Below are 24,502 nucleotides of genomic sequence, written 5' to 3' on the forward strand. Positions count from 1 at the left end.
AAGGCGTTAGCCCGGTCAACGCTGGTCCTGAGGAAGAAAAAACAAAACCCGCACAAGGCGGGTTTTGTCTGTCACAGGTCAGGCAATCAGTCAGCCAGACGCCAGGTCGTCGCCGCCCTTGCCGTCTTCCAGCACCACGCCCATTGCCGTCAGCTGGTCACGGATACGATCAGACTCAGCCCAATCCTTACCCGCACGTGCCGCCAGACGTGCAGCAAATCAGCGCGTCGACTTCAGCGGCATCGACACGCCCTTCGGCACCCGCCTGCAGGAAGTCATCGGCTTCCAGCTGCAACACCCCCCAGCACGCTCGCCAGTTCTTTCAGACGTGCCGCCAGTCCGGCCGCCGCGTCGAGATCGCTCTCGCGCAGACGGTTGATCTCGCGCACCATCTCGAACAGCACCGCGCAGGCTTCCGGCGTGCCGAAGTCGTCGTTCATCACCGTGGTGAAACGCTCGACGAAGGCTTCGCCGCCGGCCGGAGCAACGCTCGGCAGGCCTTTCAACGCGTGGTAGAAACGCTCGAGTGCGCCCTTGGCGTCCTTGAGGTTGTCTTCCGAGTAGTTGATCGCGCTGCGGTAGTGGCTCGACACCAGCAGGTAACGCACGACTTCCGGGTGGTACTTGTCGAGCACGTCGCGAATGGTGAAGAAGTTGTTCAAGGACTTGGACATCTTCTCGCCATTGATACGGATCATGCCGCAATGCATCCACGCATTGGCGTAGGTCTTGCCGGTGGCCGCTTCGCTCTGGGCGATTTCGTTTTCGTGGTGCGGGAACTCCAGGTCGCTGCCGCCGCCATGAATGTCGAAGGTCTCACCGAGGCAGCAGGTGGACATTACCGAGCACTCGATGTGCCAGCCCGGACGCCCGGCGCCCCACGGCGATTGCCAGCTCGGCTCGCCCGGCTTGGCGGCCTTCCACAGCACGAAGTCCAGCGGGTCTTCTTTCGACTCGTCGACTTCGATGCGCGCGCCGATGCGCAAGTCTTCGATCTTCTTGCGCGACAGCTTGCCGTAGCCCATGAATTTGGCGACGCGGTAATACACGTCGCCATTGCCCGGGGCGTAAGCGAAGCCTTTGTCGATCAGGGTCTTGATCATCGCGTGCATGCCCGGAATGTGATCCGTGGCGCGCGGCTCCATGTCCGGTTTCTTGATGTTCAGGCGTGCTTCGTCTTCGTGCATCGCGGCGATCATGCGTTCGGTCAGCGCTTCGAACGACTCACCGTTCTCGCGGGCACGATTGATGATCTTGTCGTCGATGTCGGTGATGTTGCGCACGTAGGTCAGGTCGTAACCGCTGAACCGCAGCCAGCGGGTCACCAGGTCGAACGCGACCATGCTGCGGCCGTGGCCGAGGTGGCAGTAGTCGTACACGGTCATGCCGCACACGTACATGCGCACCTTGTTGCCATCCAGCGGCTTGAAGACTTCTTTGCTCTTGGTGAGCGTGTTGTAGATCGTCAGCACTTTATATTTCCTTGACGCGAATCACTGGCCCCACGAATCACGCAGGGTCACGGTACGGTTGAATACCGGCTGACCTGGTTTCGAGTCCTTGATGTCGGCAACGAAGTAGCCTTCGCGCTCGAACTGGAAACGGTCCTCCGGCTGTGCGTTGCCAAGCGATGGCTCAGCACGACAACCGGTCAGCACTTGCAGTGAGTCAGGGTTGATGTTGTCGAGGAAACTCGCGCTGTCTTCGGCCTTCTCCGGGTTCGGAGAACGGAACAGGCGATCGTACAGGCGCACTTCGCACTCGATGCTGGCAGCCGCCGGCACCCAGTGGATCACGCCCTTGACCTTGCGGCCTTCAGGGTTCTTGCCGAGGGTGTCCGGGTCGTACGAGCAACGCAGTTCGACGATGTTGCCGTCGGCATCCTTGATCGCTTCGTCGGCACGAATCACGTAGCTGCCGCGCAGACGCACTTCGCCGTTCGGCTCCAGGCGCTTGTAGCCCTTTGGCGGTTCTTCCATGAAGTCATCGCGGTCGATGTAGATTTCACGGGCGAACGGCAGCTGGCGCACGCCGAGTTCTTCTTTCTGCGGATGACGCGGCAGTTCGAGGTTCTCGACCTGACCTTCCGGGTAGTTGGTGATCACGACTTTCAGCGGGCGCAGCACGCACATGGCGCGCGGGGCGTTCGCGTCCAGGTCCTGACGGATGCTGAACTCGAGCATGCCGAAGTCGACCACGCCGTCGGAACGGTTGGTGCCGATCATGTCGCAGAAGTTACGGATCGACGCGGGCGTGTAGCCACGGCGACGGAAGCCCGACAGCGTCGACATGCGCGGGTCGTCCCAGCCATTGACGTGCTTTTCATCGACCAGTTGCTTGAGCTTGCGCTTGCTGGTGATGGTGTAGTTCAGGTTCAGACGGCTGAATTCGTACTGGCGCGGGTTGGCCGGCACCGGCAGGTTTTCCAGGAACCACTCGTACAGCGGACGATGGCTTTCGAATTCCAGGGTGCAGATCGAGTGGGTGATGCCTTCGATGGCGTCCGACTGACCGTGGGTGAAGTCATAGTTCGGGTAGATGCACCACTTGTCACCGGTCTGATGGTGATGGGCGTGACGAATGCGGTACATGATCGGGTCGCGCAGGTTCATGTTCGGCGAGGCCATGTCGATCTTCGCGCGCAACACGCGGGCGCCGTCCGGGAACTCACCGGCGCGCATGCGCGCAAACCAGTCGAGGTTCTCTTCCACCGAACGGTCGCGGAACGGGCTGTTCTTGCCCGGCTCGGTCAGGCTGCCACGGTATTCCTTGGCCTGCTCCGGCGTCAGGTCGTCGACATAGGCCTTGCCGGCCTTAATCAGCTCCACCGCCCAGTCGTGCAACTGGTCGAAATACTGCGAGGCGTAGCGCACTTCGCCGGACCACTCGAAGCCCAGCCACTTGACATCGGATTCGATCGCGTCGATGTATTCCTGGTCTTCCTTGGCCGGGTTGGTGTCGTCGAAACGCAGGTGCGTGACGCCGCCGAACTCCTGGGCCAGGCCGAAGTTCACGCAGATCGACTTGGCGTGACCGATGTGCAGGTAGCCGTTGGGCTCAGGCGGAAAACGGGTGACGATCTGGGTGTGCTTGCCCGAGTCCAGGTCTGCCTGGATGATCGGCCGCAGGAAATTGACCGGCACGGCAGGGCCGGACTTGGCATTCGAGGTAGGGTCGACAGTGGGCTTGCTCATAGGATCCTTGACTTACATGTGCGCGGCCACAAAGGGGGCCAGACAAAACAAAGCCGCTATCATAGCCGATGCTGTCAAGGGGCTGACAGAGCGCGGCCTATAAAGGCGTGCATTTAATCGACGGGTTTTGGAAAAACAGCCTCGAAATTCGCGCCTGTCACGCTAAACTGCGCACCTTGGCCCATGGGCTGAACCGGTAACGGGCCGAAATGTCCCATTACCCACGAATTCCTTATAAAGAGTAGCGATCATGACTCAAGTCAAACTGACCACCAACTACGGCGACATCGTCATCGAACTGGACGCGGAAAAAGCGCCGATCACCGCTGCCAACTTCATCGAATACGTTAAGAAAGGTCACTACGAGAACGTGGTGTTCCACCGCGTGATCAAGGGCTTCATGATCCAGGGCGGCGGTTTCGAGCCTGGCATGCAGGAAAAGAAAGACAAGAGCCCAAGCATTCAGAACGAAGCTGACAACGGTCTGAAGAACGAGAAGTACACCGTTGCCATGGCCCGCACCATGGACCCGCATTCGGCCTCGGCGCAGTTCTTCATCAACGCCACCAACAACAGCTTCCTCAACCACACCGCCAAGACCGCTCAGGGCTGGGGTTATGCCGTGTTCGGTAAAGTGGTTGCCGGTACCGACGTCGTCGACAAGATCGAAGGCGTTGCCACCACTTCCAAGGCCGGTCACCAGGACGTGCCGAAAGACGACGTGATCATCGAGAAAGCCGAGATCATCGAAGCGTGATATTGCTGATTTCAGATTTGCATCTGGAAGAGGAGCGCCCGGACATCACTCGGGCGTTTCTGGATTTGCTCGCCGGACGCGCCCGCTCGGCGAGTGCGTTGTACATTCTCGGCGACTTCTTCGAAGCGTGGATTGGCGACGACGCCATGACGCCCTTCCAGCGTTCCATCTGCCAGGCCCTGCGCCAATTGAGCGACAGCGGCACGGCAATCTTTCTGATGCACGGCAATCGCGACTTCCTGCTCGGCAAGGCTTTCTGCAAAGCAGCCGGCTGCACGCTGTTGAAGGATCCGAGTGTCGTGCAGTTCTACGGCGAGCCGGTGTTGCTGATGCACGGCGACAGCCTGTGCACCCGCGACGAAGCTACATGAAGCTGCGACGCTACCTGCGCAACCCGATCACCCTGTTCATCCTGCGCCACCTGCCACTGAGCACCCGCCACAAACTGGCGCGCAAGCTGCGCAGCGAAAGCCGTGCGCAGACGCGGATGAAGGCCAACGACATTGTCGATGTCACGCCGGACGAAGTTCCGCGGATCATGCAGGAATATGGAGTGAAAACCCTGATTCACGGCCATACCCATCGTCCGGCGATCCACAAGCTGCAGCTCGGCGAGCAGGCGGCGAAGCGGATTGTGCTGGGGGATTGGGATCGTCAGGGCTGGGCGCTGCAGGTGGATGAGAACGGGTTTGCCCTGGCGCCGTTCGACTTTGCCCCGCCGCCGGCCCTGCCTCGCTCCCGCAATCTAACAGCCAAGATCAAAAGAATCGCAGCCTGCGGCAGCTCCTACATTGAACGATCCAAGTTTTGTTTTCGGAGTTTTTGCCCCTATGAAGCACAACGTCATCCTTGTCGTGCTCGACGGTCTCAACTACGAGGTCGCGCGGCACGCCATGGGGCATCTGCAGGCTTACGTTGGCGCAGGACGCGCCGCGCTCTATCAGCTGGAGTGCGAGTTGCCGGCCCTGTCCCGACCGCTTTACGAATGCATCCTTACTGGCGTGCCGCCGATCGACAGTGGCATCGTCCACAACAACGTCGCGCGGCTGTCCAACCAGCGCAGCATTTATCACTACGCCCGCGACGCCGGCCTGAAAACCGCCGCAGCGGCCTATCACTGGGTCAGCGAGCTGTATAACCGCTCGCCGTTCGTCGTGGCCCGCGACCGGCACACCGAGAACCTGTCATTGCCGATCCAGCACGGCCACTTCTACTGGAGCGATCACTACCCGGATTCGCACCTGTTTGCCGACGCGGAAAACCTGCGCCTGCGCCATGCGCCGAATTTTCTGCTGATTCACCCGATGAACATCGACGACGCCGGCCACAAGCACGGCCTCGACTCCACGCAATACCGCAACAGCGCACGCTCGGCGGACATCATCCTCGCCGACTACCTGCAAGGCTGGCTTGATGCGGGCTATCAGGTGCTGGTCACCGCCGACCACGGCATGAACAACGACCGCTCGCACAACGGCCTGTTGCCGGAAGAACGCCAGGTGCCGCTGTTCGTTTTCGGTGACGCCTTCAGCTTCAATATTGATGCCGCGCCGAAACAGACCGAGATCTGCGGCACCGTCTGCGAACTGCTCGGCGCCCCCCACGACAAACCTGTATGCCGGGAGCTGCTCAAGTGAATGCCATGACTCGCGGCAAATGGCTGGCAGCCCTGTGCCTGGTGCCGTTCGCCCTGTTCTTTATCGTGTTCGAAATCGCCCCGCTGGTCTGGGTGATGATCAATAGCCTGCAATCGGAAGAGTTCGGCTGGGGCTTCGCCAACTTCAGCAAGATCTTCAGTTCCAAGTTCTATTTGCAGGCAATCCAGTACAGCCTGGAGATCAGTTTCTGGTCGAGCGTGTTCGGCATCATCATCGCCGTGCTTGGTGCGTATTCCCTGCGCAGGGTCGACTCGAAACTGCGCAATTTCGTCAATGCCTTCGCCAACATGACCAGCAACTTTGCCGGCGTGCCCCTGGCCTTCGCGTTCATCATCCTGCTCGGTTTCAACGGCAGCATCACGATCATGCTCAAGCAGGCCGGGATCATTCAGGACTTCAACCTGTACTCGAAAACCGGCCTGATCATCCTTTATACCTACTTCCAGATTCCCCTCGGCGTGCTGCTGCTCTACCCGGCCTTCGACGCCTTGCGTGAAGACTGGCGAGAATCCGCTGCGCTGCTCGGCGCCAACGGCTGGCAGTTCTGGCGGCATATTGGTCTGCCGGTGCTGACCCCTGCGTTGCTCGGTACCTTCGTGATCCTGCTGGCCAACGCTCTCGGCGCCTACGCCACGGTGTACGCCTTGACCACCGGTAACTTCAACGTGCTGCCGATTCGCATCGCGGCAATGGTTTCCGGGGATATTTCCCTCGATCCGAATCTGGCCAGCGCCCTGGCCGTGGTGCTGGTGGCGTTGATGACCCTCGTCACTGTAGTGCATCAATTGCTGCTGAAGAGGAGCTACCATGTCTCGCGCTGAATCCGGCCCGGCCGGCGTCTACCACCGCGTCGTGGTTTATTTGCTGTTCGCGATCCTGCTGCTGCCGCTGGTGGGTACGCTGATCTATTCGATCGCCAGCAGCTGGTCGGCGACCATCCTGCCTAGCGGCTTCACCTTCAAGTGGTACCTCCAGCTGTGGAGCGATCCACGCTTCCTGCATGCTTTCGGCCAGTCGCTGCTGGTGTGCGTGGGCGCGCTGGTGCTGTCGGTGGTGCTGATCCTGCCGTTGCTGTTCGTGGTGCATTACCACTTCCCGAAACTCGATGCGCTGATGAACATCCTGATCCTGCTGCCCTTCGCGGTGCCGCCAGTGGTGTCGTCGGTAGGCCTGTTGCAACTGTACGGTTCGGGGCCGCTGGCGATGGTCGGTACGCCGTGGATCCTGATCGGTTGCTACTTCACCGTGGCGCTGCCGTTCATGTACCGGGCGATCACCAACAACCTGCAGGCGATCAACCTGCGCGACCTGATGGACGCCGCGCAACTGCTCGGCGCCAGCACCTTTCAGGCCGCGTTTCTGGTGGTACTGCCGAACCTGCGCAAAGGCCTGATGGTCGCGTTGTTGCTGTCGTTCTCGTTCCTGTTCGGGGAATTCGTGTTCGCCAACATCCTCGTCGGCACGCGCTACGAAACCCTGCAGGTATACCTGAACAACATGCGCAACAGCAGCGGCCACTTCACCAGTGCGCTGGTGATCTCGTACTTCTTTTTCGTGCTGGTCCTGACCTGGATCGCCAACATCTTGAACAAGGACAAAAGCGAATGAGCTACGTCAGCGTCCAACACCTGCAGAAAAACTACGCGGGCACCACGGTGTTCAGCGACATCAACTGCGAGATCAACAAGGGCGAATTCGTCACCCTGCTCGGCCCGTCCGGTTGCGGCAAGTCCACGCTGCTGCGCTGCATCGCCGGGCTGACGCCGGTGGATGGCGGCAAGATCCTGCTCGATGGCGTCGACATCGTGCCGCTGAGCCCGCAGAAACGCGGGATCGGCATGGTGTTCCAGAGCTACGCGCTGTTCCCCAACATGACCGTCGAGCAGAACGTTGCCTTCGGTCTGCGCATGCAGAAGGTCAATCCTGACGACAGTCACAAACGCGTCAGCGAAGTGTTGAAACTGGTTGAACTGCACGACTTCGCCAGCCGCTATCCGCATCAGTTGTCCGGTGGCCAATGCCAGCGTGTCGCCCTCGCCCGCTCCTTGGTCACCCGCCCACGCCTGTTGTTGCTGGATGAACCGCTGTCGGCGCTGGATGCGCGAATCCGCAAACACCTGCGCGAACAGATCCGCCAGATCCAGCGCGAACTCGGCCTGACCACCATCTTCGTCACACACGACCAGGAAGAAGCGCTGACCATGTCCGACCGGATTTTCCTGATGAACCAGGGAAAGATCGTGCAAAGCGGAGACGCCGAAACCCTCTACACCGCACCGGTCGATGTGTTCGCCGCCGGCTTCATCGGCAACTACAACCTGCTCGACGCCGACAGTGCCTCAAAGCTGTTGCAACGGCCGATCAACCACCGCATCGCCATACGTCCGGAAGCCATCGAACTGAGCCTCAATGGCGAACTCGATGCGCAGATCCGCAGCCACAGCCTGCTCGGCAACGTGATCCGCTATCGGGTCGAGGCGCGCGGCGTAGAACTGGTGGTGGATGTGCTCAACCGCTCGGCGGCGGATCTGCATCCCGACGGTCAGCGTCTGGCGCTTTCCATCGATCCGACGGCCCTGTGTGAGGTAGCCTGATGACTTTGCTGACGTTGAAGAGAGAACTGCACTGATGGCCCTGGCAATTTTTGATCTGGACGAAACCCTGATCCACGGCGACTGCGCCACCCTCTGGAGTGAGCAGATGGGGCGCCTGGGCTGGGTCGATCCCGAGTCGTTCATGCGCAAGAACAACGAGCTGATGGACGCCTACAGCCATGGCAAATTGCGCATGGAAGAATTCATGGCGTTCAGCCTCGAACCGCTGATCGGCCGTACCCCGGAAGAGCTCGAGCACCTGGTCGGCCCATGGGTCGAAGACTTTATCGAACCGATCATCTTCAGCGACGCGACCAAAACCATCGCCGCCCATCGCAAGGCCGGCGACCGGATCCTGGTGATCTCGGCCTCGGGCACGCACCTGGTCAAACCGATCGCCGACCGCCTGGGCATCGACGAAATTCTCGGCATCGAACTGGATGTCGCACACGGTGTTTACAGCGGCCAGACCGTCGGCACGCTGACCTACCGCGAAGGCAAGATCACCCGCCTGCTGGAATGCTGGACGCCGAGGAAGAGAACCTGGAAGGCGCGAGTTTCTACTCCGACTCACGCAATGACTTGCCGTTGCTGCTGAAGGTGGACTTCCCGCATGTGGTGAATCCGGATCCGGTGCTGCTGGAGCATGCCGAAAAAGCAGGCTGGCCGATCCATCTCTGGAAGTAAAAACAAAGATCGCAGCCTGCGGCAGCTCCTACAGGGTGTACACCATCCCAATGTAGGAGCTGCCGAAGGCTGCGATCTTTTGATGTTGATTCCCGCAAAAACAAAAACGGCACCCGAAGGTGCCGTTTCCGTTTCCAGCCAGCCGAGCAATCAGCCCGCCAGACCCGCCTGCTGAACCAGCGTCAGCAATGGCTGCGGGTACACACCGAGGAAGAACGCAACCACGGCGATGGCCAGCAGCATCACGCCGCCTGCCTTCTGTTCCCAGTGCAGCTGGGCGTCGTGGCGGCGCAGGTTCGGTTCGATCAGGTACAGGGTGACCATCACGCGCAGGTAGTAGAACACGCCGATGGCGCTCCCCAGTACCAGCGAGCCGACCAGCCACCATTGGTGCGATTCGACACCGGTGGCGATGATGTAGAACTTGCCGATGAAGCCAGCGGTCAGCGGGATACCGGCCAGGGACAGCATCATCACGGTCAGGACGGCGGTCAGGTACGGACGGCGCCAGAACAGGCCGCGGTATTCGTACAGCGCGTCGGCGTCACGGCCGTTGTACGGCGAGGACATCAGGGTGATCACGCCGAACGCGCCGAGGCTGGTGATCACATAAGTCACCAGATACACGCCGATGGCTTCCACCGCCAGACCCTTGCTCGCCACCAGCGCGATCAGCAGGTAGCCGAAGTGTGCGATGGACGAGTAACCGAGCAGACGCTTGAGGTTGCTTTGGGTCAGGGCCAGCAGGTTACCGAACAGGATCGAGGCGATGGCGATGACGGTCAGTACGTCGCTCAGCACGCCACTGCTCGCGGCAGGGGAGATCTGGAACAGACGCACCATCACCGCGAACACGGCAACCTTCGACGCCGTGGCGAGGAACGCGGCCACCGGCGCCGGAGCACCTTCGTACACGTCCGGCGTCCACAGGTGGAACGGTACCAGCGACAGCTTGAACGCCAGACCGATCAGCATCATGCCCAGACCCAGTTGAGCCAGCGAACTCGGCAGGTTGGTGGTAGCCAGGGCCTGACCGATACCGTTGAAGCTCAGGGTGCCGGCGTCAGCGTAGAGCAGGGCCATACCGAACAGCAGGAACGCGGAACCCGCAGCCGACAGCACCATGTACTTGATGCCGGCTTCCAGCGAACGCTTGTTGAAGAAGGCGTAAGCCACCAGACCGTAGACCGGTACCGACAGCAGTTCCAGACCGATGAACAACCCGGCCAGATGCTGCGCGCTGACCAGAACCAGACCACCGGCGGCGGCCATCAGGATCAGCAGGTACAGTTCTTCACGGTTGCCCGGGTAACCCGAACCGCCATCGCCGAGGTAGGCGTGGGCGAGGGTTACACAGGCGAGGGTGGCGACCAGGATCAGCGCCATGTACAGACAGGCGAAGGTGTCGACTTGCAGCAATGGCGTCACGGCCAGAGGCGCGACTTTCAGGGCTGGCAGGATCGACAGCAGGGCCAGGTTCAGACCGGCGACCGAGATCAGGAAGGTCTGCGAGTGGTTGCGGCGCCAGGCGATTGCCAGCATCACCACGATAATGGTGAGGCTGGTGATCAACAGTGGCGCAAGCGCAATAAAGTGTTGAATCGTGAATTCCATAGCGCTCTTACCGGGCCGAAGCGAGTTGAGTGAAGGCGGTGCCGAGCCACTGCTGCACGCCATGCATCGTGGCGGCGGAAGTGTCGAGGAACGGTTGCGGGTAGACGCCGAGGTAAATCAGCAGCGCCGCAAGGCCCAGCACCATGGTCAGTTCGCGACCGTCCATGCCGTGCAGGATCGAATCCGATTTCGACGGACCGAAGTAGGCACGGTGGATCATGATCAGCGAGTAGACCGAACCGAACACCAGACCGGAGGTGGCGATCGCGGTGATCCATGGCGCACTGGCGAACGTACCGATCAGGATCAGGAACTCGCCGACGAAGTTACCGGTACCCGGCAGACCCAGAGAGGCGGCTGCAAAGAACAGGCTGATCGCCGGCAGATAAGCGATACGTGACCACAGACCGCCCATCTCACGCATGTCACGAGTGTGCAGACGCTCGTACAGCTGACCGCTGAGGATAAACAGTGCCGCGGCCGACAGACCGTGCGCGAGCATCTGGATCACTGCACCTTGCAGCGCCAGTTGGCTGCCGGAGTAGATGCCGATCAACACGAAGCCCATGTGGGAAACGGAAGAGAAGGCGATCAGACGCTTGATGTCGGTTTGCGCGAACGCGAGGAACGCACCGTAGAAGATCCCGATCAGACCGAGGGTCATGGCGATCGGCGCGAACTCGGCCGAGGCATTCGGGAACAGCGGCAGGGCAAAACGCAGCAGGCCGTAGGCCGCGGTTTTCAGCAGGATACCGGCGAGGTCGACAGAACCGGCAGTCGGCGCCTGGGCGTGGGCATCAGGCAGCCAAGAGTGGAACGGCACCACGGGCAGCTTGACCGCGAAGGCGATGAAGAAGCCGAGCATCAGGATGTACTCGGTGGTCATCGACATCTTGGTCTTCAACAGGTCGGCGTAGTTGAAGGTGATCACGCCGGTGTTGTTGAAGTTGACCAGCACCAGACCGAGGATCGCCACCAGCATGATCAGGCCGGAAGCCTGAGTGAAGATGAAGAACTTGGTCGCCGCGTAGATCCGGGTTTTCTTGCCGTCCGAAGAACTGTGACCCCAGAGCGCGATGAGGAAGTACATCGGCACCAGCATCATTTCCCAGAAGAAGAAGAACATGAACAGGTCGAGGGCGAGGAACACGCCGACAACGCCGCCCAGGATCCACATCAGGTTCAGGTGGAAGAAGCCAACGTGACGTTGAATCTCTTTCCACGAGCAGAGTACCGAGAGGATACCCAGCAGACCGGTCAGCAGGATCATCAACAGCGACAGGCCGTCGAGGGCCAGGTGCACGTTGATGCCAAAGCGCTGGATCCAGACGTGCTTGAACTCAAGTGCCCAGGTCGGATCGGCGCCAGGCGCCGGCGCAAATGAATAGTCACCGTGGGCCCACAGCCAGAGGCCGAGGGCGAGTTCCAGGGTCATGGTCAACAGCGCAATCCAGCGGGGGAGGGTAGCGCCGAAGCGCTCACCCATCCAGCACAGCAGGCCGCCGATGAAGGGGATCAGGATTAGCCAAGGCAGAATCATGACGGGCTCGTTTCCTTTCGCAAATTCGCAAGGTTCATATCAGACCGCTACCAGCACGATGGCGCCGATTACCAGCACGGCACCAGCAGCCATCGAGGCGGCATACCAACGCAGTTGACCGGTCTCGGTGCGGCTCAGGGCGGTGTGACCACCCTTGGCCATACGCGGGATCAGACCGATGGTCTGGTCGAGCGGGTCTCTGCGCAGTACATGGCTGATCGCAAGGTACGGCTTGACGAACAGTTTGTCGTAGATCCAGTCGAAGCCCCAGGCAGCGAACCACCAGGCCGAAAGGAAACGGCCGATGCCGCTGTTGGCGATCGCGGTCACGAAGCGACGCTTGCCGAGGAACAGCAGGGCCGCCAGCAGGATACCGGCCAGAGCGATGGCGCCCGAGGCGATTTCCAGACTGTGCTTGGCTTCGCCACCGGCATGGCCGACGCTCTCCGGCAGTACGCCGTGCAGCGGCGGTACGATCATGGCGCCGACGAAAGTCGACAGCACGATCAGCACCGACAGTGGCAGCCAGTGAGCGATGCCGTGACCGGCGTGGGCTTCGGTCTTGGCTTCACCGTGGAACGTGATGAAGATCAGGCGGAAGGTGTACAGCGACGTCATGAACGCGCCGACCAGACCGGCGTAAAGCAGACCGTGGTTGCCGCTGGCGAACGCTTCCCAAAGGATTTCGTCCTTGGAGTAGAAACCGGCGGTGACCAGTGGCAGGGCGGCCAGTGCAGCACCACCGACGATGAAGCTGGCGTAGGCCAGTGGCAGTTTTTTCCACAGACCGCCCATCTTGAAGATGTTCTGCTCGTGGTGGCAGGCAACGATCACCGCACCGGAAGCAAGGAACAGCAGGGCCTTGAAGAAGGCGTGGGTCATCAGGTGGAAAATCGCGCCATCCCAGGCACCCACGCCCAGCGCCAGGAACATGTAGCCGATCTGGCTCATGGTCGAGTAGGCGAGGATACGTTTGATGTCGGTCTGTACCAGGGCGGCGAAACCTGCGAGAACCAGGGTCACACCACCGACGATGCCGACCAGGTGCAGGATTTCCGGCGCCAGGGTGAACAGGCCGTGGGTACGGGCGATCAGGTAGACACCCGCTGTCACCATGGTTGCAGCGTGGATCAGTGCCGACACCGGGGTCGGACCGGCCATCGCGTCCGCGAGCCAGGTTTGCAGTGGCAGTTGCGCCGATTTACCGACCGCACCACCCAGCAGCATCAGGGTCGCCAGGGTGATCCAGAAGTCGCCGGCCTGGAATTTCTGCGGTGCCAGCACCAGCAGTTCCTGAATGTTCAACGTGCCCACTTGCTGGAACAGGATGAACAGGCCGATGGCCATGAACACGTCGCCGATCCGGGTCACGATGAAGGCCTTGAGTGCGGCGTTACCGTTGTTGCGGTTGCTGTAGTAGAAACCGATCAACAGGTACGAGCACAGGCCCACGCCTTCCCAGCCGAAGTACAGGAACAACAGGTTATCGCCGAGCACCAGGAACAGCATGCTGGCGATAAACAGGTTGGTGTACGAGAAGAAGCGCGAGTAACCCGCTTCACCGCGCATGTACCAGGACGCGAACAGGTGGATCAAGAAGCCTACGCCCACCACCACGCCGAGCATGGTGATCGACAGGCCGTCGATGTAGAGGGCGAAGTCAGGCTTGAAACCTTCGACCGCCATCCACTTCCACAGCACCAGCGTGTAGTGACCGCCCTCGGGTGGCGCGACGTTGAATTGCCAGATGACGTAGGCGGCGACAATCGCCGACAAGCCAATGGAACCCACGCCGATCAGCGCCGAGAGGTTTTCCGACCAGCGTCCACGGGAGAACGACAGCAGCAGGAAACCGATCAGAGGGAATACAAAAGTCAGAAAGATTAGGTTCATCCGCGCATCTCACTGGCAGCGTCGATATCGAGCGTGTGGAAGCGGCGATACAGTTGCAGCAGGATCGCCAGGCCAATACTGGCTTCGGCGGCTGCCAGGCTGATCACCAGGATGAACATGATCTGTCCATCCGGTTGCGCCCAGCGGGCGCCGGCGACGATGAAGGCCAGGGCAGAGGCGTTCATCATCACTTCCAGACTCATCAACACGAACAAAATGTTGCGGCGGACCATCAGGCCGACCAGACCAAGGCAGAACAGGATGCCGGCAACGGCCAATCCATGCTCGAGAGGGATAGCAGGCATGTCTTACTCCTTCGCCTCGTTACGGCCCAAATGGAACGCCGTGACGGCTGCGGCGAGCAGCAGCATCGAGGCGAGTTCGACCACCAGCAGATACGGGCCGAACAGGCTGACGCCCACGGCTTTTTGCATCGACGGTGGTGTGGCCGATGGCCTGACCGCTCTGGTGAGCGAACAGCACATACAGCAGTTCGGCCAGCAGCAGAGCGGCGAGAATCACCGGTCCTGCCCAGATGCCGGGCTTGAGCCAGCTGCGTTCCTGCTGAACCGAGGCGGGACCCAGGTTCAGCATCATCACCACGAACACGAACAGCACCATGATGGCGCCGGCGTAGGCGATCACTTCCAGCACGCCGGCGAACGGTGCGCCGAGTGCAAAGAAGGTCATGGCCACGGCGATCAACGAGATGATCAGGTAGAGCAGGGCGTGCACAGGGTTGGTGTTGGTGACCACACGTAGCGTGGACACAACCGCGATACCCGATGCGAAATAGAAAGCGAATTCCATCGTTCTTCCTTAAGGCAGCAAGCTCTTCACGTTGATCGGTTCGGCTTCGTTCTGCGCGGAGCCTTTCGGCTTGCCAGCGATTGCCATACCTGCAACACGATAGAAGTTGTAATCAGGGTTTTTGCCGGGGCCGGAGATCAAAAGATCTTCTTTCTCGTACACCAGGTCCTGACGTTTGAACTCGGCCATCTCGAAATCCGGGGTCAGCTGGATCGCGGTGGTCGGACAGGCTTCCTCGCAGAGACCGCAGAAAATGCAGCGCGAGAAGTTGATACGGAAGAAGTCCGGGTACCAGCGACCGTCTTCGGTTTCAGCTTTCTGCAGCGAGATGCAACCTACCGGGCAAGCCACGGCGCACAGGTTGCAGGCTACGCAACGTTCTTCGCCATCGGGGTCGCGGGTCAGGACGATGCGACCACGGTAGCGTGGTGGCAGGTAGACCGGCTCTTCCGGGTATTGCAGGGTGTCGCGCTTGCGAAAGCCATGGCCGAAGACCATGACCAGGCTGCGCAACTGGGTACCGGTACCCTTAACGATGTCGCCAATATATTTGAACATGGGTCAAATCCTCACTGAACCGCAACCGCAGGTGTGTTCCACAACACAACCGCAGCGGTTATCAGCAAATTGATCAGGGTCAGTGGCAGGCAGAATTTCCAGCTGAAATCCATCACCTGGTCATAACGCGGACGCGGGATGGATGCGCGCAGCAGGATGAACAGCATGATGAAGAACGCGGTCTTCAGTGCGAACCAGACGAAGGACAGTTGCGGCAGGATGCCGAACGGACCGTGCCAGCCACCGAAGAACAGGGTGACCAGCAGCGCCGAGATCAGGATGATGCCGATGTATTCACCGACGAAGAACATGCCCCATTTCATACCGGCGTATTCAATGTGGTAACCGTCGGCCAGTTCCTGTTCCGCTTCCGGCTGGTCGAACGGGTGACGGTGAGTCACGGCGACGCCAGCGATGAAGAAAGTACAGAAGCCGAAGAACTGCGGAATGATGAACCACAGGTTCTGCGCCTGGTACTCGACGATGTCGCGCATGTTGAACGAGCCGACCTGCACCACGATGCCCATCAGGGCCAGGCCCATGAACACTTCGTAGGACACGGTCTGCGCCGAGGCACGCAAGCTGCCGAGCAGGGCGAACTTGTTGTTGCTCGACCAGCCGGCGAACAGCACCGCGTAGACCGACAGACCGGCCATGGCGAAGAAGAACAGCAGGCCGATGTTCAGATCCGCGACGCCCCCAGGTCGGGGTGATCGGGATGATCGCGAAGGCGATCAGCAGGGCGGACATGGCCACCACCGGTGCCAGGGTAAAGATCACCTTGTCGGCAAACGGCGGGGTCCAGTCTTCCTTGAAGAACATCTTCAGCATGTCGGCGGCGATCTGGAACATGCCGAACGGGCCAACGCGGTTCGGACCGTAACGGTCCTGCCACCAGCCCAGCAGGCGACGTTCGACAAAGCTGAGCAACGCGCCGGCGACCACAACGGCCAGCAGAATCACGATGGCTTTGATGACCGTCAGGATCACATCGATCACTTCAGGGGTGAACCAGGTCATTGCGCTGCCTCCTGCAGACCGTCGACGGACAGGCCGGCGAATGCCGGTGGAATGCCGGCGATGCCCGCAGGCAAGGCCACCAGACCAGCGCCCAGTTCTTCATTGATGCGCAGCGGCAGACGCAGGGTCTGGCCGGCCACGTTCAGGCTCAGCAGAGCACCGTCGTTGACGCCCAGGCGATCCGCTTCGGATTTGGCCAGCGCCACGTACGGAGCCGGGATGCGTTCTTGTACCGGCGCGGCTTTTCGACGAGTTTTTCGTCACTGCCGAACAGGTGGTAGAACGGCACGGCCTGCCAGGTGCCCGGCGCCGGGTTGAATGCGCGCGGAGCAGCCGCGAACCAGTTCAGCGAATCTCCGGTGCTTTCGATCAGGCGGGTGCCCGGGTCGCCAGCGCGCAGGTGACCACCGACTTCGTCCTGGAACTTGTTCCAGGCTTGCGGCGAGTTCCAGCCCGGCGACCAGGCGAATGGCACCTGCTGACGCGGTTCGGCCGAGCCCGAGTAGCCTTCCATGGAGAAGGCGAACGCGGTGTCTTTGTCTTGCGGGGTGCGCGGTTCGTGAACGCTGATGTCGGCGCGCATCGCGGTGCGACCGGAATAACGCAGCGGCTCACGCGCCAGTTTCAGACCCTTGATGCGGAACGCGGCAGACGGCGCGGCATCGACGATACGCGCCAGTTGCTCGGTGCTCGACGCCACGGCAGCGGTGACGTGGTCGAGTTGCGTCCAGTCGATCGGCTGGTTCAGCAGGGTCGAGCGCAGGGCGTGCAGCCAGCGCCAGCCTTCGTGAACCAGGATGCTCGCATCCATGTATTGCGGATCGAAAACCTGGAAGAAGCGCTGGGCGCGGCCTTCCTGGCTGACCAGCGTACCGTCGCCTTCAGCGAAGCTAGCGGCTGGCAGGACCAGTTGCGCGCGATCGGTGGTGGCGGTTTTCTGGTGGTCGGCAACGATCACTACTTTCGCAGCGTTCAGCGCGGCATCGACCTTGGCTTTCGAGGTGCGGGTGTACAGATCGTTTTCCAGCACGACGATGGCGTCGGCCTTGCCATCGATCACGGCTTGCAGCGCCGCGTCGACCGATTCGCCACCGAGCATGGCCAGGCCGAGGCTGTTGGCTTCCGGCACGATCAGGCTGATCGAACCATTCTTCTCGCGCAGCTTCAGGGCTTTGGCGATGTTCGCCGCGGCTTCGATCAAGGCTTTGGAACCCAGCGAAGTACCGGCGATGATCAGCGGACGCTTGGCGGCGAGCAGGGCGTCGGCGATGCGCTTGGCCAGTTCAAGGGCTTCGGCGTCCAGACCTTCAACGGCCGGGGCGCTGGCGTCCAGCACGTGAGCCACGGCGAAACCGAGGCGTGCCAGGTCATCCGGAGCGGCGTGAACGCATTCTTCGGCGATGTCGTCGAGCTTGGTTTCGGCCAGGCTGGCGATGAACAGCGGGTTCAGTTCGTGCTGACCGATGTTCTTCACCGCAGCGTCGAGCCATGGCTGCACGCGCATGGCTTCGGCCATGTCTTCGGCCTTGCCTTTGACCGATTGACGCAGGGCCAGCGCCATACGGGCGGCGGTCTGGGTCAGGTCTTCACCAAGGACGAACACGGCGTCGTGGTCTTCGATGTCACGCATGTTCGGCACGGGCAACGGGCTGTCTTTCAGCACTTGCAGGACCAGGCGGATGCGTTCCAGTTCGGAGGCTTCGATACCGGAGTAGAAGTGCTCGGCACCGACCAGCTCACGCAGCGCGTAGTTGCTTTCGAGGCTGGCACGCGGCGAACCGATACCGACGATGTTGCGCCCGCGCAGCAGGTCAGCGGCTTTATCCAGCGCAGCGTCGACGCTCAGCTTGGTGCCGTCGGCCAGCAGCGGCTGACGTGGACGATCAGTGCGGTTGACGTAGCCATAACCGAAACGGCCACGGTCGCACAGGAAGTACTGGTTCACCGAACCGTTGAAACGGTTTTCGATGCGACGCAGTTCGCCGTAACGCTCGCCCGGGGAGATGTTGCAACCGCTGGAGCAGCCATGGCAGATGCTCGGCGAGAACTGCATGTCCCATTTACGGTTGTAGCGCTCGGAGTGCGTCTTGTCGGTGAACACACCGGTCGGGCAGACCTCGGTGAGGTTGCCGGAGAACTCGCTTTCGAGGGTGCCGTCTTCAACGCGACCGAAGTACACGTTGTCGTGGGCGCCGAATACACCGAGGTCGGTGCCGCCGGCGTAATCCTTGTAGAAACGCACGCAGCGGTAGCAAGCGATGCAGCGGTTCATTTCGTGGGAAATGAACGGGCCCAGTTGCTGGTTCTGGTGGGTGCGTTTGGTGAAGCGATAACGGCGCTCGTTGTGGCCGGTCATCACCGTCATGTCTTGCAGGTGGCAGTGACCGCCTTCCTCGCACACTGGGCAGTCGTGCGGGTGGTTGGTCATCAGCCATTCGACAACGCTGGCGCGGAACGCCTTGGATTCTTCATCGTCGATGGAGATCCAGGTGTTGTCGGTGGCAGGGGTCATGCAGGACATGACGATGCGACCACGGGTGTCGTTCTCGTCGGTGTACTGCTTGACCGCGCACTGGCGGCAGGCCCCGACGCTACCAAGCGCGGGGTGCCAGCAGAAATAAGGGATGTCGAGGCCCAGCGACAGACATGCCTGTAACAGGTTGTCTGCCCCGTCGACTTCGAGCGCTTTGCCGTCTACGTGGATAGTGGCCATGGTTCAAAGGTCTTCGTTGGCCCGGTGTCAGCGGGCGTGGCTAATGGAATCTTGTTATCCGTCCGAATCCAGTCAGCCCCGAAAGGCGTCATCGGACGAAAGGCGAAGGGCACGGACCCTTCGCCTTTTTAAGCGTTTACGCGCCGACTACGATCGGCCTTGCCAGAGGCGGGACGGCGGCGCTTGCAGGCGCAATACCGGCTTCGAACTCTGGACGGAAGTATTTGATGGCACTGCCCAGCGGCTCCACGGCACCCGGTGCGTGAGCACAGAAGGTCTTGCCTGGGCCGAGGAAGCCGACCAGACCCAGCAGGGTCTCGATGTCGCCTGGCTGACCGCGACCTTCTTCGATGGCCATCAAGAGCTTGACGCTCCATGGCAAGCCATCACGGCACGGGGTGCAGAAACCGCAGGATTCGCGAGCGAAGAACTGCTCCATGTTGCGCAGCAGGGAGACCATGTTGACGCTGTCGTCCACCGCCATCGCCAGGCCGGTACCCATCCGGGTGCCCACTTTGGCGATGCCGCCGGCGTACATTTGCGCGTCGAGGTGTTCTGGCAACAGGAAACCGGTACCGGCGCCACCTGGCTGCCAGGCCTTGAGCTTGTAACCGTCGCGCATGCCCCCGGCGTAGTCTTCGAACAGCTCGCGGCCGGTAACGCCGAACGGCAGTTCCCACAGGCCCGGATTCTTGACCTTGCCGGAGAAACCCATGAGCTTGGTGCCCATGTCTTCGCTGCCTTCGCGGGCCAACGATTTGTACCAGTCAACGCCGTCGGCAATGATTGCCGGCACGTTGCACAGGGTTTCGACGTTGTTCACGCAGGTCGGCTTGCCCCACACGCCGACAGCGGCAGGGAAGGGCGGCTTGGAGCGCGGGGTTGGCGCGGCGGCCTTCGAGGGAGTTGATCAGTGCGGTTTCTTCACCGCAGATGTAACGTCCGGCGCCGGTGTGGACGAACAGTTCGAAATCGAAGCCGCTGCCCAGAATGTTCTTGCCCAGCAGGCCTGCAGCCTTGGCTTCTTCCACGGCACGGTTGAGGTGCTTGGCGGCGGTGGTGTACTCGCCACGCAGGAAGATGTAGCCACGGTAGGTTTTCAGTGCGCGGGCACTGATCAGCATGCCTTCGATCAGCAGATGGGGCAGTTGCTCCATCAGCATGCGGTCTTTCCAGGTGTTCGGCTCCATCTCGTCCGCGTTGCACAGCAGGTAGCGGATGTTGATGGATTCGTCCTTGGGCATCAGGCCCCACTTCACGCCAGTGGGGAAGCCTGCACCGCCGCGACCTTTGAGGCCGGCGTCTTTCACGGTCTGGACGATGTCCTCCTGGGCCATGTCGGCGAAGGCTTTGCGCGCAGCGGCGTAGCCGTTCTTGGCCTGGTATTCGTCGAGCCACACGGCCTCGCCGTCATCACGCAGGCGCCAGGTCAGCGGGTGAGTTTCGGCCGAACGCTTGATGCGGTTGGCAGGACCGAAAGATGTCAGGGTCATACGTAGCCCTCGAGCAGTTTGGCCACGCCGGCAGGCTGCACGTCGCCAAAGGTGTCGTCGTCGATCATCAGCGCCGGTGCCTTGTCGCAGTTGCCAAGGCAGCAGACCGGCAGCAGGGTGAAACGACCGTCGGCGGTGGTCTGACCCAGGCCGATGCCCAGATTGTTCTGGATCTCGCTGACCACCGACTCGTGGCCGCCGATGTAGCAGACCATGCTGTCGCAAACGCGAATGATGTGGCGGCCGACCGGCTGACGGAAGATCTGGCTGTAGAACGTCGCCACGCCTTCAACGTCGCTGGCCGGGATGCCGAGGATCTCGCCGATCGCGTACAGGGCGCCATCCGGCACCCAGCCGCGTTCCTTCTGAACGATCTTCAGGGCTTCGATCGACGCCGCGCGCGGGTCTTCGTAGTGATGCAGCTCGTGCTCGATGGCCGAGCGCTCGGTTTCACTCAAGGTGAAACGGTCTGTCTGGATAAGCGTGCTGTTCATGCTTAGCGGTCCACGTCGGCCATAACGAAGTCGATACTACCCAGGTACGCAATCAAGTCCGCGACCATGCTGCCTTTGATCACCGAAGGGATCTGTTGCAGATGCGCGAAGCTCGGAGTACGGATCCGGGTACGGTAGCTCATGGTGCCGCCGTCGCTCGTCAGGTAATAACTGTTGATGCCCTTGGTCGCTTCGATCATCTGGAAGGATTCGTTGGCCGGCATGACCGGGCCCCACGAAACCTGCAGGAAGTGCGTGATCAGGGTTTCGATGTGCTGCAGCGTGCGCTCTTTCGGCGGCGGCGTGGTCAGCGGGTGATCCGCCTTGTACGGGCCTTCCGGCATGTTGCGCAGGCACTGATCGATGATCTTGACGCTCTGGCGCATCTCTTCGACGCGCACCATGCAGCGGTCGTAGGCATCGCCGTTGGCAGCCAGCGGCACTTCGAACTCGAAGTTCTCGTAGCCGGAGTATGGACGCGCTTTACGCAGGTCGAAGTCGCAACCGGTGGAACGCAGGCCGGCACCGGTGACGCCCCATTCCAGCGCCTCTTTGGTGTTGTACTGGGCAACGCCGATGGTACGACCCTTGAGAATGCTGTTCTGCAGGGCGGCCTTGGTGTATTCGTCGAGGCGCTTTGGCAGCCATTCAACGAAGTCTTTCACCAGTTTTTCCCAGCCGCGTGGCAGGTCGTGGGCGACGCCGCCGATGCGGTACCAGGCCGGGTGCAGACGGAAACCGGTGATGGCTTCGATCACCGTGTACGCCTTCTGGCGGTCGGTGAAGGTGAAGAACACCGGAGTCATGGCGCCGACGTCCTGGATGTAGGTACCGAGGAACAGCAGGTGGCTGGTGATCCGGAAGAACTCGGCCATCATGATGCGGATGACGTCGACCTTCTCTGGCACCTTGATGCCGGCCAGCTTTTCGACCGAGAGCACGTACGGCAGGTTGTTCATCACCCCGCCGAGGTAGTCGATACGGTCGGTGTACGGAATGAAGCTGTGCCAGGACTGACGCTCGGCCATCTTCTCGGCGCCACGGTGGTGGTAACCGATGTCCGGCACGCAGTCGACGATCTCTTCACCGTCCAGCTGCAGAATGATGCGGAACGCACCGTGCGCAGAAGGGTGGTTCGGACCCAGGTTGAGGAACATGTAGTCCTCGTTGGCCCCGGAACGCTTCATGCCCCAGTCTTCAGGACGGAAGCGCGCGGCTTCTTCCTCAAGCTGTTGCTTGGCGAGGTTGAGGCTGAACGGATCGAATTCGGTGGCGCGCGCCGGGAAGTCCTTGCGCAGCGGGTGACCTTCCCAGGTCGGCGGCATCATGATGCGCGACAGGTGCGGGTGGCCTTTGAAGTCGATGCCGTACATGTCCCAGACTTCACGCTCGTACCAGTTGGCGTTCGGCCAGATGCTGGTGACGGTCGGCAAGCTCAGGTCGCTTTCGGACAAGGCGACTTTGATCATCACGTCACTATTACGCTCAAGCGACATGAGGTGATAGAACACGGTGAAGTCGGCGCCCGATGGCAGCCCCTGACGCTTGGTGCGCAGACGCTCGTCCACGCCGTGCAGGTCATAGAGCATGACGTACGGCTTGGGCAGGTTGCGCAGGAAGGTCAGGACTTCGACGAGTCTGGCGCGCGCCACCCACAGCACCGGCATGCCGGTGCGGGTCGACTGAGCGGTGAACGCTTCGGCGCCAAAACGGTTGTTCAATTCGACGACCACATCCTGGTCGTCTGCCTTATAAGGCGGGATGTACAGAGCGCTGCCTGTAGTCATGGTTATTTTTTCGCTTTCGGTCAACGTAAAGAATGAAGCCAGCTTCTCGTTTCTTTGAAACAGACTGGATCAGACTTCGTCAGGGCTGCGCAGGTTGGTGACTGCGATTCGCTGTTCGCGGCGCTGTTCCTTCTGCGAAGGCATGTCGGCGCGATAGACGCCTTGGTCGCCAACGACCCAGGAAAGCGGACGACGCTCCTGTCCGATCGATTCCTGCAACAGCATCAAGCCTTGAAGGAATGCTTCCGGACGAGGCGGGCAGCCAGGTACGTAGACGTCCACGGGCAGGAACTTGTCCACCCCTTGAACCACGGAGTAGATGTCGTACATGCCACCGGAGTTGGCGCACGAACCCATGGAGATCACCCACTTCGGTTCGAGCATCTGCTCGTAGAGACGCTGAATGATCGGCGCCATCTTGATGAAGCAGGTACCGGCGATAACCATGAAGTCGGCCTGACGCGGTGATGCCCGGATAACTTCGGCGCCAAAGCGCGCGATGTCGTGGGGCGCCGTGAAGGCGGTGGTCATTTCCACGTAGCAGCACGAAAGGCCGAAGTTGTACGGCCACAGGGAGTTTTTACGCCCCCAGTTGACCGCGCCACTCAGCACGTCTTCGAGCTTGCCCATGAAAATGTTTTTGTGGACTTGATCCTCTAACGGATCGGAAACGGTTTCCCGTTCGCCGATCGGATACTGCTCGTTAGGAGCATCGGGGTCGATTCTGGTGAGATTGTATTGCATTGCCAAAGCCTCATTGTTTCAGCTTCGCCTGCCGCTTGCGACGAGCTTCCGGAGCCCAGTCAAGGGCGCCCACTCGGAACAGGTAGACAAGACCTGCCAACAGAATTGCTATGAAAACGAGAGCTTCGACGAATCCGGTCCAGCCGCTTTCGCGGACGGACACAGACCATGCAAAGAGAAAGAGGGCTTCGATATCGAAGATCACGAACAGCATCGCGACCAGATAGAATTTGGCTGAGAGCCGCAAGCGGGCGCCACCTGTAGGTAGCATGCCGGACTCGAACGGTTCGTTTTTGCTGCGGCCCCAGGCTTTTGACCCGAGGAGGCTGGAGACGCCAAGCATGAAGGCGCACAGGCCGACGACACCCAGAAGGAAAATGGCAAAGCCCCAGTTGTGGGCCATGAGTCCTGTCGCTTCGGGCATGCTGGTAATCCTTAACAGAGAGCAAAGGTCTCTGAGCTTGATAAAGAAATAGGCAGTGACGATATGTCGCAGCAATCAATCGCGCTGATTTTATGGCTAAACACCCGGCAAGTAAAATTCCTATAGCGAAATTATTTATTGGAATAAGGACATAGCGTACCTCCGGTGCCCTGTAGCCCTTGCAGTGCGGGCATTAGCCAGGTTTTGGCGAATTATGTTTTGTGGGAAATGTAACGAACATAGTTGCTGCTAAATGATAATTGATATCGTTTGCACTGGTTTTGTAACTGTTTAGCGGTGCAGTAAACAGAAAGTTGTCTTATATGCCTGTTACTGCAAGTAGCGGTGGCGAGCGTTTTAGCTGATTTTTGTGTCGTCTATACCGCTCTGGGTCAATGTTTTGTCTCGGGGGCTGAAGACGAAACCTGTGGGAGTGAGCCTGCTCGCGAATGCGGTGGGTCAGTCGCCGCATGTGCAGGCGACACTACGCTTTCGCGAGCAGGCTCGCTCCCACAAGGGTCG

The 24,502-nt window shown here is 60.6% G+C and carries 15 protein-coding genes and 7 pseudogenes; 7 read left to right on the forward strand and 15 right to left on the reverse strand.

Features of this window, described 5'->3' with window-relative positions; translation table 11 throughout:
- Positions 1-86: 86 nt before the first annotated feature.
- Together cysS and HT737_RS25905 are read right to left on the reverse strand one after the other, a co-directional pair.
- Positions 87-1,472, reverse strand: a pseudogene (gene cysS, locus HT737_RS25900) (cysteine--tRNA ligase).
- Positions 1,473-1,493: 21 nt separating this feature from the next.
- Positions 1,494-3,194 carry a glutamine--tRNA ligase/YqeY domain fusion protein gene (locus HT737_RS25905; protein ID WP_047291683.1) on the reverse strand — a complete coding sequence of 567 codons (1,701 nt, stop codon included), beginning with the start codon at positions 3,192-3,194 and terminating at the stop codon, positions 1,494-1,496.
- A 250-nt stretch (positions 3,195-3,444) separates the two neighbouring features.
- Here HT737_RS25905 and HT737_RS25910 point away from each other — a divergent pair, with 250 nt between their 5' ends.
- The 7 genes and pseudogenes from HT737_RS25910 to HT737_RS25940 all read left to right on the forward strand — a co-directional run bounded on the left by HT737_RS25910 (position 3,445) and on the right by HT737_RS25940 (position 8,890).
- Positions 3,445-3,951, forward strand: a complete 507-nt coding sequence (locus tag HT737_RS25910; protein WP_027614639.1) for a peptidylprolyl isomerase — start codon at positions 3,445-3,447, stop codon at positions 3,949-3,951.
- Positions 3,948-4,657, forward strand: a pseudogene (gene lpxH / locus HT737_RS32840) (UDP-2,3-diacylglucosamine diphosphatase); the annotation flags it as partial. The gene HT737_RS25910 and the pseudogene lpxH, both read left to right, overlap by 4 nt.
- Positions 4,658-4,781: 124 nt before the next feature.
- Positions 4,782-5,588 carry an alkaline phosphatase family protein gene (locus tag HT737_RS25920; RefSeq protein ID WP_047292932.1) on the forward strand — a complete coding sequence of 269 codons (807 nt, stop codon included), beginning with the start codon at positions 4,782-4,784 and terminating at the stop codon, positions 5,586-5,588.
- A gap of 5 nt (positions 5,589-5,593) precedes the next feature.
- Positions 5,594-6,430, forward strand: coding sequence for an ABC transporter permease subunit (locus HT737_RS25925; protein WP_161794911.1), 837 nt, complete (start codon positions 5,594-5,596; stop codon positions 6,428-6,430).
- The gene (locus HT737_RS25930) at positions 6,417-7,217 is read left to right on the forward strand and encodes an ABC transporter permease (protein ID WP_007965346.1); all 801 of its coding nucleotides are present in this window, start codon (positions 6,417-6,419) and stop codon (positions 7,215-7,217) included. Before HT737_RS25925 ends, HT737_RS25930 begins: the two co-directional genes overlap by 14 nt.
- Positions 7,214-8,203 carry an ABC transporter ATP-binding protein gene (locus HT737_RS25935; RefSeq protein WP_047292927.1) on the forward strand — a complete coding sequence of 330 codons (990 nt, stop codon included), beginning with the start codon at positions 7,214-7,216 and terminating at the stop codon, positions 8,201-8,203. Before HT737_RS25930 ends, HT737_RS25935 begins: the two co-directional genes overlap by 4 nt.
- A 34-nt stretch (positions 8,204-8,237) precedes the next feature.
- Positions 8,238-8,890: pseudogene (locus HT737_RS25940) on the forward strand (HAD family hydrolase).
- A 150-nt stretch (positions 8,891-9,040) separates the two neighbouring features.
- Here the strand turns inward: HT737_RS25940 and nuoN are convergent.
- From nuoN to HT737_RS26005, 13 genes and pseudogenes are all read right to left on the reverse strand, one after another.
- Positions 9,041-10,504: an NADH-quinone oxidoreductase subunit NuoN gene (nuoN, locus tag HT737_RS25945; RefSeq protein ID WP_095666947.1), complete on the reverse strand. Its 1,464-nt coding sequence runs from the start codon at positions 10,502-10,504 to the stop codon at positions 9,041-9,043.
- Positions 10,505-10,511: 7 nt separating this feature from the next.
- Positions 10,512-12,044 carry an NADH-quinone oxidoreductase subunit M gene (gene nuoM / locus HT737_RS25950; protein WP_027614661.1) on the reverse strand — a complete coding sequence of 511 codons (1,533 nt, stop codon included), beginning with the start codon at positions 12,042-12,044 and terminating at the stop codon, positions 10,512-10,514.
- A 39-nt stretch (positions 12,045-12,083) separates the two neighbouring features.
- Positions 12,084-13,937, reverse strand: coding sequence for an NADH-quinone oxidoreductase subunit L (gene nuoL, locus HT737_RS25955; protein WP_095666946.1), 1,854 nt, complete (start codon positions 13,935-13,937; stop codon positions 12,084-12,086).
- The gene (gene nuoK, locus HT737_RS25960; protein ID WP_003180046.1) at positions 13,934-14,242 is read right to left on the reverse strand and encodes an NADH-quinone oxidoreductase subunit NuoK; all 309 of its coding nucleotides are present in this window, start codon (positions 14,240-14,242) and stop codon (positions 13,934-13,936) included. The genes nuoL and nuoK overlap by 4 nt, the downstream gene beginning before the upstream one ends.
- Positions 14,243-14,245: 3 nt before the next feature.
- A pseudogene (nuoJ, locus tag HT737_RS25965) lies at positions 14,246-14,747 on the reverse strand (NADH-quinone oxidoreductase subunit J).
- Between the two features lie 9 nt (positions 14,748-14,756).
- Positions 14,757-15,305: an NADH-quinone oxidoreductase subunit NuoI gene (gene nuoI, locus HT737_RS25970; RefSeq protein WP_003223795.1), complete on the reverse strand. Its 549-nt coding sequence runs from the start codon at positions 15,303-15,305 to the stop codon at positions 14,757-14,759.
- Between the two features lie 11 nt (positions 15,306-15,316).
- Positions 15,317-16,325 (reverse strand): annotated as a pseudogene (nuoH, locus tag HT737_RS25975) (NADH-quinone oxidoreductase subunit NuoH).
- Positions 16,322-19,038, reverse strand: a pseudogene (gene nuoG / locus HT737_RS25980) (NADH-quinone oxidoreductase subunit NuoG). Before nuoG ends, nuoH begins: the two co-directional pseudogenes overlap by 4 nt.
- A 136-nt stretch (positions 19,039-19,174) precedes the next feature.
- A pseudogene (gene nuoF / locus HT737_RS25985) lies at positions 19,175-20,531 on the reverse strand (NADH-quinone oxidoreductase subunit NuoF).
- Entirely contained in the window at positions 20,528-21,025 is a 498-nt protein-coding gene (gene nuoE / locus HT737_RS25990) for an NADH-quinone oxidoreductase subunit NuoE (protein ID WP_003223804.1), read from the reverse strand. Before nuoE ends, nuoF begins: the two are co-directional and overlap by 4 nt.
- 2 nt (positions 21,026-21,027) lie before the next feature.
- The gene (nuoC, locus tag HT737_RS25995) at positions 21,028-22,812 is read right to left on the reverse strand and encodes an NADH-quinone oxidoreductase subunit C/D (RefSeq protein ID WP_041073225.1); all 1,785 of its coding nucleotides are present in this window, start codon (positions 22,810-22,812) and stop codon (positions 21,028-21,030) included.
- 69 nt (positions 22,813-22,881) lie between these two features.
- The gene (locus HT737_RS26000; protein WP_003223809.1) at positions 22,882-23,556 is read right to left on the reverse strand and encodes an NADH-quinone oxidoreductase subunit B family protein; all 675 of its coding nucleotides are present in this window, start codon (positions 23,554-23,556) and stop codon (positions 22,882-22,884) included.
- Positions 23,557-23,566: 10 nt separating this feature from the next.
- Positions 23,567-23,980, reverse strand: coding sequence for an NADH-quinone oxidoreductase subunit A (locus tag HT737_RS26005; protein ID WP_003223812.1), 414 nt, complete (start codon positions 23,978-23,980; stop codon positions 23,567-23,569).
- Positions 23,981-24,502: the final 522 nt, after the last annotated feature.

This window comes from Pseudomonas sp. MD195_PC81_125 (assembly GCF_014060985.1).
Classification (GTDB): Bacteria; Pseudomonadota; Gammaproteobacteria; order Pseudomonadales; family Pseudomonadaceae; genus Aquipseudomonas; species Aquipseudomonas parakoreensis.